The following is a 6,872-nucleotide window of genomic DNA, read 5'->3' on the forward strand; positions in this document are numbered from 1 at the left end:
GCGCCGATGGTACTGCACCGGGGACGGTGTGGGAGAGTAGGTCACCGCCGGACAATCTTTTGAGGGCCTCCACCGTTCGGTGGAGGCCCTCAGGCTTTCACGATTTCAAGAGGGAAGGGCCTCCACCGCAGGTGGGGGCCCTCACGCATTTCCGGACCTCTTTTTTCCGGGCCCCGTTTTCCGGTCAGGCGGCTCATCGGCACATGAGCCTTCCCGCCGCCGCGATCGCCTGTCCCGCCGCCGGGGAATTGAGCTGCACCACCACCTGGCGCCGGCCGTCCTCGCTGCTCATGGCGACCCCCGAGTATCCGTAGATCATCCCGGAGTGGTTCCACACCCGGGTGCCGCACGGCAGCCTGTCGGCGAAGATGCCCAGACCGTCCGCACGCTTCAGCGCGGCCCCCTCGAGCAGTCGCCTTGGTGCAGATCCCTCGGCGGGTTCACCGCCGGACACGGCCGGTTTCCCGCCGAACAGTGCCTCGTAGAAGGCGCCCACATCCCCCGCGGTCGACACGAGCCCGCCCGCTGACCAGAAGATGGAGGAGTTCACGACCGTCGCCCCGGGACCGTCGCCCTGCCTGCCCGTGGCGAGCCCGGATGGCCGTAGATCCCGCGGCAGTTCGGTGTCGCGCAGTTTCAGGGGCTCGGTGACGCGATCGCGGAGCACCTCGGCGTAACTCTGACCGGTGACCTTCTCGATGATGAGACCGAGAAGGATGAAGTTACCGTTGGAATAGCGGTTCACCCCGCTTCTGCCCGGTCTGCCGCCGTAGCCGAGCAGTTCTCGCGGCGGCCAGTCGCGTGTGTGCATGCCGCCGTCGACGATGGCGTCCATGAAGCGGGAGTCGGTGAGATAGTCCGGTATCCCGCTGGTGTGGTTGAGCAGTTGCTCCACGGTCACCCGGCCGGCCCCGGGGAGAACGCCGGGAAGCAGCTCGCCGAGCGTGTCGCGGAGGGCCAGCCGCCGCTCGCGTACCAGCTGGAGCGTGATCGCCGCGGTGAACGTCTTGGTGATGCTCGCGATCCGGAAGCGGTGGTCGACCCGCATCGGGGTGCGCGTCGCCGGGTCGGCGAACCCCGCGGCGGCCTCCTGGACCTTTCCGTCGTCCCGGACGTGCACGACGGCCCCCGGGGAACCGGCCGCCGCCACCAGGTCGTTCGCGATCACCTGGAGGGCGGAGGCCGAGCCGGCCGGGCCCGCTTTCGTGGGGGGATCCGGCCGCTCAGAGGAGTCAGAAGAGGATGAAGGGGGCACGGGCGCGGGGCTCGTCGCCGGGGGAGAGGCCGGCGGGGCGGCGCCGGGCGCCGGGGCACAGGCGGTCAGTGCGATCACCAGTGAGATGGCTCCGAGTCCGGCCGCGCGCATCCGGCGTTTCCCTTCTCGTTCCTCGTGTTCCTCGCCGGGACCATGACTTCTCCTTGGGCGCGGAAACCTCGAGCGCGGAAACCTCCGCCTCCGGGCGGGAAGGATGTCAGGACGCTACAGCGGGTCGGCACTTCTGTTGATTGTGGACGAAAGTTTCAGGATTCTCAACCAAAGTACCCGCTGGATAGGTTCCGTAACCGTTCGTGGCGAGGCGGCCGGCTCCTTGCCCGGCGAGACCACAGGTCCGGCCGAGTGCGGGCGTCGAGGCGGGCCGTCCGGCAGCGTTATCTGCTCATATCGTTACAAACCAAGTCTATTGCGGCGCCAGGGGAGACGGCCACCCCGATCTATCAGGGAAGATCCACCGTTCGGTGGTCTGCCGGGGCCCGGTGGGCGGGGTCGCGCACCACGGTGACTTCGGTCGTTGATCGTAGAAAGTTAAATTGATCATGACAAAAGTTCTTCCAAAAACGTCAGAAGACGCGTAACTTCCACGCCAAGTTCTCTGCACAACATCAAGAGGGCGCAGTGAGTCGGCCGGCGGCGTTCGCGGGCGGATCTCCTCGGAGAGGTGATCCGCCGGGCGGGGCCCCGGCCCGCGGCGGAAAGGAGTCGGCGGTCACTCGGCTGAGGCATCGGGGATCACGGGGCTCCATCCACCCACACGGAGGTAGGAAACCATGAGTGCACACGAAGAAGAGTTCGACGAGGTCGCGGGCGCGCTGCGCCGCAGGCTCGGACTGAACCGCCGCCAGTTCCTCGCGGCCACGACGGGAGTCACCGCGGTGGCCGCCGTCTCGGCGGTGGGCCCGCTCGCGTCGGCCGCGTACGCCTCCCCCGGTGGCGACCAGGAGCGCGGTCAGGGCCACGGCCACGGTCACGGCGACCGGAACGCCCTGGTGCCCGAGGCCAAGCGGGGCATCATCCTCTACACGGTCCGTGACGTGATCTCCCGCGACCCGGCGGCGAACACGAGCCTGCCGGCCGGCTTCCGCCGCGTGTTCGAGGAGCTCTCGCGGATCGGCTACAAGCAGGTGGAGTTCGCCGGCTACCGCCAGCACGCGAACGCCGAGGGCGGTGCCGACCTGGAGACCGTCGAGGGTGCCAGGCTGCTGCGCCGGTGGCTCGACGACAACGGGCTCAAGGCCCAGGGCAACCACGGCTTCATCCCCGGCTCCTGGCCGCTCACCCAGGCCGACCTCGACCGCTTCAAGCTGACCCTGGAGATCGCCAACATCCTCGGCATGGAGCACGTGGGCACCGGCGGCGACCCGACCAACAGTGCCTACAAGGCGGACTGGGACCTCGCCGCCCAGAAGTGGAACGGTCTCGGCTCGATCGCCTCGGCCGCCGGGCTCAAGCTGTACACGCACAACCACGACGCGGCGTACGGCTTCCTCCTCGACGAGGGCCCGCTCGACGAGCTCGGCCGGCCCACCCGCTCGTCGGGCATCAGGAAGCTGGAGTACTTCCTGCGGATCACCAACCGCAGGCACGTCTACCTCGAGATGGACATCTTCTGGGCGCACGTGGCGCAGTACAAGCACCGCTCGTACGTCGCGCGCAACGGCTCCACCCGGACCGACATCTTCGACCCGCTGAAGCTCGTACGACAGAACGAGAAGCGGTTCCCGCTGTTCCACGCCAAGGACGGGAAGGCCAACACGGCGACCGGCAACGGCTACGACATGGTGCCGTTCGGCACCGGTGACATCGACTACCGCGCCTTCTTCTCCAAGCTGGACATCGAGCGGCGCCACAACCCGATGTACGAGCAGGACAACGCGCCCGGAGGGGCCGAGGAGCCGGGCCGTTCGCTCCAGTACGCCGACCTCAGCTACAAGAACCTGGCCGCCCTGCGCCGCCGCCACTGAGAGCCCGGCGGACGACCGGACGACCGGACGAACTCCTCAGAACCCCTTCGAGGAGCACCTCGAAAAAGAACCCGGAGACGGGTTCGGCGGACCGCCACGTGATCGAAGCCGTTGCCGCGGCACGCGTGGCGGCCCGCCCTGTCCTGACACCCCCCTGAAGAAGAGGCTCAGGAAGTTGAAGCGTACCCGTGCCATGCTCGGCGGAGCACTGGCCGCCCTGCTGTTGCCCCTGGTGGTGCCCGGCACCGCCCCCGTACAGGCCCAGGCCGGCGTCCTGGACGCGCCCACCGACTGGTCGAACTACGAGAAGATCACGCTGACCAAGAACGTCGGCGAGCCGATCGACCTGGCGGTCCTGCCCGACAAGCGGGTCCTGCACACCGCCCGCAACGGCGACATCCGGCTGACCGACGGCGCCACCGGCCTCACCAAGGTCATCAACACGATCCCCGTCTACGCGAACTCCGAGGACGGCCTCCAGACGATCGCGATCGACCCGAAGTTCGCCGAGAACAAGTGGGTCTACGTCTACTACGCGCCGAAGACGATGACGGCGCCGTACCCGGAGACGACCCCCACCGGTTCGGCGCCCAACTCGCTGCCCGCGGGAGCGGACGAGTCGTACTGGAACCAGTGGAAGGGCTACAACCAGTTGTCGCGGTTCAAGTGGACCGGTGACGCGCTGGACCTCTCCACCGAGCAGGTCATCATCAAGGTCGAGGCGCAGCGCGGGCAGTGCTGCCACGTCGCGGGCGACGTGGACTGGGACGCCGCGGGCAACCTCTACCTCGTCACCGGTGACAACACCCCCGCGGGCACGCCCGGCGCCAACGGCATGGCGCCCAACAACGACGCCCCCGGGATGAACCCCGGCCTCGACGCGCGGCGCGGCGCGGGCAACAGCAACGACCTGCGCGGCAAGATCCTGCGGATCACGGTGAAGGAGGACGGCACCTACACCGTCCCGGCCGGCAACCTGTTCCCGCCGGGAACGGCCAAGACGCGTCCTGAGATCTTCGTGACGGGTGTGCGGAACGCCTTCCGGATCGACGTCGACGACGCGACCGGCACGCTCTCCTGGGGCGACTACGGCCCCGACGCCGGCGCGGCCGACCCCGCCCGCGGGCCCCTGGGCTACGTCGAGTGGAACGTCACCCCCCTCGACAAGCCGATGAACAGCGGCTGGCCCTACTGCACCGGCGACAACTTCAACTACAACGACTGGAACTTCGCGACCTCGACGCCGCGCGAGTGGTTCGACTGCGCGGGCGGGCCGACGAACACCTCCCGCTGGAACACCGGCATCGACAAGCTGCCGGCCGCGACCCCCGCGGACCTCTACTACGGTGACAACAACACCCACCAGCCCGCGGAGTGGGCCGGGCTCACCGACTTCGAGCCGGCGGGCGGCCAGGGGCCGATGGGCGGTCCCGTCTACCACTACGACGCGGCGAACCCGTCGACGACGAAGTTCCCGGCGTACTGGGACAAGAAGTTCTTCTACGGCGAGTTCTCCCAGGACTACCTCGCGGCGTTCACCGTGACGGGGGCGGACGGGCCGGTGACCAAGCTCGAGCACTTCCTGCCCAACGACGCGCTGAACACGGCGGTGATGCCGATCACCGACAGCCCGATGGACATCGAGTTCGGTCCCGACGGGTCGCTGTACGTGCTCGACTACGGCGACGGCTTCTTCCGCGCCAACCCCGACGCGGGCCTGTATCGCATCGACTACGCCGAGGGGAACAAGACGCCGCAGGCGAAGATCGTCGCCAAGCCGGTGTCGGGCAGCGCCGCGCCGCTCACCGTCGCCTTCAGCGCGGAGACGTCCACCGACGCCGAGCCGGGCGCGCTGACCTACGAATGGGACTTCGACGGCAACGGGACCTTCGACGCCACCGGAGTGACGGTCTCGCACACCTACTCGGCGCTCGGGCAGTACGCCGCCAGGCTCCGGGTGACCGACGCGCAGGGCAAGTTCGGGCTCACCTCGACCGAGATCACCGTGGGCAACACCGCGCCCGAGGTGAGCATCCAGACGCCGGGCAACGGCGCCTTCTTCAACTGGGGCGACGCGGTGCCGTTCCAGATCAAGGTCTCCGACAAGGAGGACGGCGACAACCCGGTGTGCGGCCGGGTGCAGTGGACCTTCGGCCTCGGCCACGACACGCACGCGCACCCGGAGACCCTTGGGTCGGGATGCTCGGGCGCCTGGCCGACACCCGCCGACGCCCCCGAGCACGGCGAGACCGAGAACATCTTCGGCGTCGTCGTGGTGAGCTACCGCGACAACGGCGCCGGTGACATCCCCGGGGCGCTCGGCGACGCCACGCTCATCCTCAACCCCAAGGAGATGCAGGCCGAGCACGCGGACGCGAGCAGCGGCGTCGCCAGGGTGGAGGACGAGAGCGCGTCCGGCCTGGCGAAGATCACCTCGTTCGACGCCGGGGACTGGATCGCGTACGACCCGGTGAACTTCGCCGGCGTCACCGGCGTGAAGACCCGCGCCTCCGGTGCGGGAACGCTGTCCCTGCGCTGGGGTTCGGAGACGGCGGAGCCGTTCGCCACCGTCACCGTGCCCGCCGGGTCGGGCTGGCAGAGCGTGGACACCTCGCTCACCGGCGCCCCGGCGGGCAGCGGGAAGCTCTACGTCACCTCGACCGGCGGCGTGGAGGTCGACGGGTTCACCTTCCAGGGCGATGGGGTCTCCGACGAGACGCCTCCGACCGTGTCGGCCACGCTCGCCCCGGCCGAGCCGGGCGGGGAGAACGGCTGGTACACCGGCAACGTCACGCTGACGGTCACCGCGACCGACAACGGCACGGTGTCGAGCCGGCAGTACTCGCTCGACGGCGGCACGACGTGGCTGAACGCCAACAACCCGGTCACCCTGACCGCCGACGGGACGGCCACCGTGCGCTACCGGGCGACCGACAACGCGGGCAACGTCTCGCAGGTCGGCACCGTCACGGCGAAGATCGACAAGACCGTCCCGGTCCTGACCGTGAGCGGGGTGGAGCCCGGCGAGTACGGTGACTCCGCGTCCGTCACGCCGGTCTTCTCGGCGGCCGACGCGACGTCGGGGGTGGCGAGCGTGACGGCGGCGATCGGCGACCTGCAGGTGGCCTCCGGCAAGCCGCTCGCCCTGTCCAAGCTGGCGCTCGGCGCGCACACGCTGACCGTCACCGCGAAGGACAAGGCGGGACACGTCACGAAGCAGACCGTCGCGTTCGAGGTCACGACCTCCTTCGCCGACGTGAAGAAGCTCCTCGACCGCTTCAAGGCGGAGGGCTCGGTACGGGGCGTCCTGCTCGGTGTCCAGCTCGACCAGGCCAAAAAGCACGCGGAGGCGGGAAGGAAGCAGCTCGCGATCGCCTCGCTGGAGGTCTTCGTGACGCTCGCCCGCCTCAAGCTCTGGGTGCCCGACACCAAGGCGCGTGACGTGCTCGTACGGGACGGGAAGGCGCTGATCGCGCAGCTGCGCTGACCGCGACACGACGCGGGGGGAGAGCCTGTCAGGCTCTCCCCCCGCGCTCGTTTCCGGGACCCGGTGGGTGTGACGGGACGCGTCACCCGGGTCCGGGATCCCGGACCCGGGGGAGGCGGGAGGGGGGGCGCCGGGTTTGGGGGCG

At 69.3% G+C, this 6,872-nt stretch carries 3 protein-coding genes; 2 read left to right on the forward strand and 1 reads right to left on the reverse strand.

Going from position 1 to position 6,872, the window contains the following annotated elements:
* Positions 1 to 193: 193 nt before the first annotated feature.
* Positions 194 to 1,168: a serine hydrolase domain-containing protein gene (locus AB0F88_RS38015; RefSeq protein ID WP_362695782.1), complete on the reverse strand. Its 975-nt coding sequence runs from the start codon at positions 1,166 to 1,168 to the stop codon at positions 194 to 196.
* Positions 1,169 to 2,046: 878 nt separating this feature from the next.
* On the opposite strand from AB0F88_RS38015, the gene AB0F88_RS38020 reads away from it, so the two are divergent.
* Positions 2,047 to 3,240 (forward strand): TIM barrel protein, encoded by a 1,194-nt coding sequence (locus AB0F88_RS38020; RefSeq protein WP_362695784.1) that lies wholly within the window; start codon positions 2,047 to 2,049, stop codon positions 3,238 to 3,240.
* A 175-nt stretch (positions 3,241 to 3,415) separates the two neighbouring features.
* Complete coding sequence (locus tag AB0F88_RS38025) at positions 3,416 to 6,727, forward strand: PQQ-dependent sugar dehydrogenase (RefSeq protein ID WP_362695786.1); 3,312 nt, start codon at positions 3,416 to 3,418, stop codon at positions 6,725 to 6,727.
* Positions 6,728 to 6,872: the final 145 nt, after the last annotated feature.

This window comes from Streptosporangium sp. NPDC023963 (assembly GCF_040639135.1).
Classification (GTDB): domain Bacteria; phylum Actinomycetota; class Actinomycetes; order Streptosporangiales; family Streptosporangiaceae; genus Streptosporangium.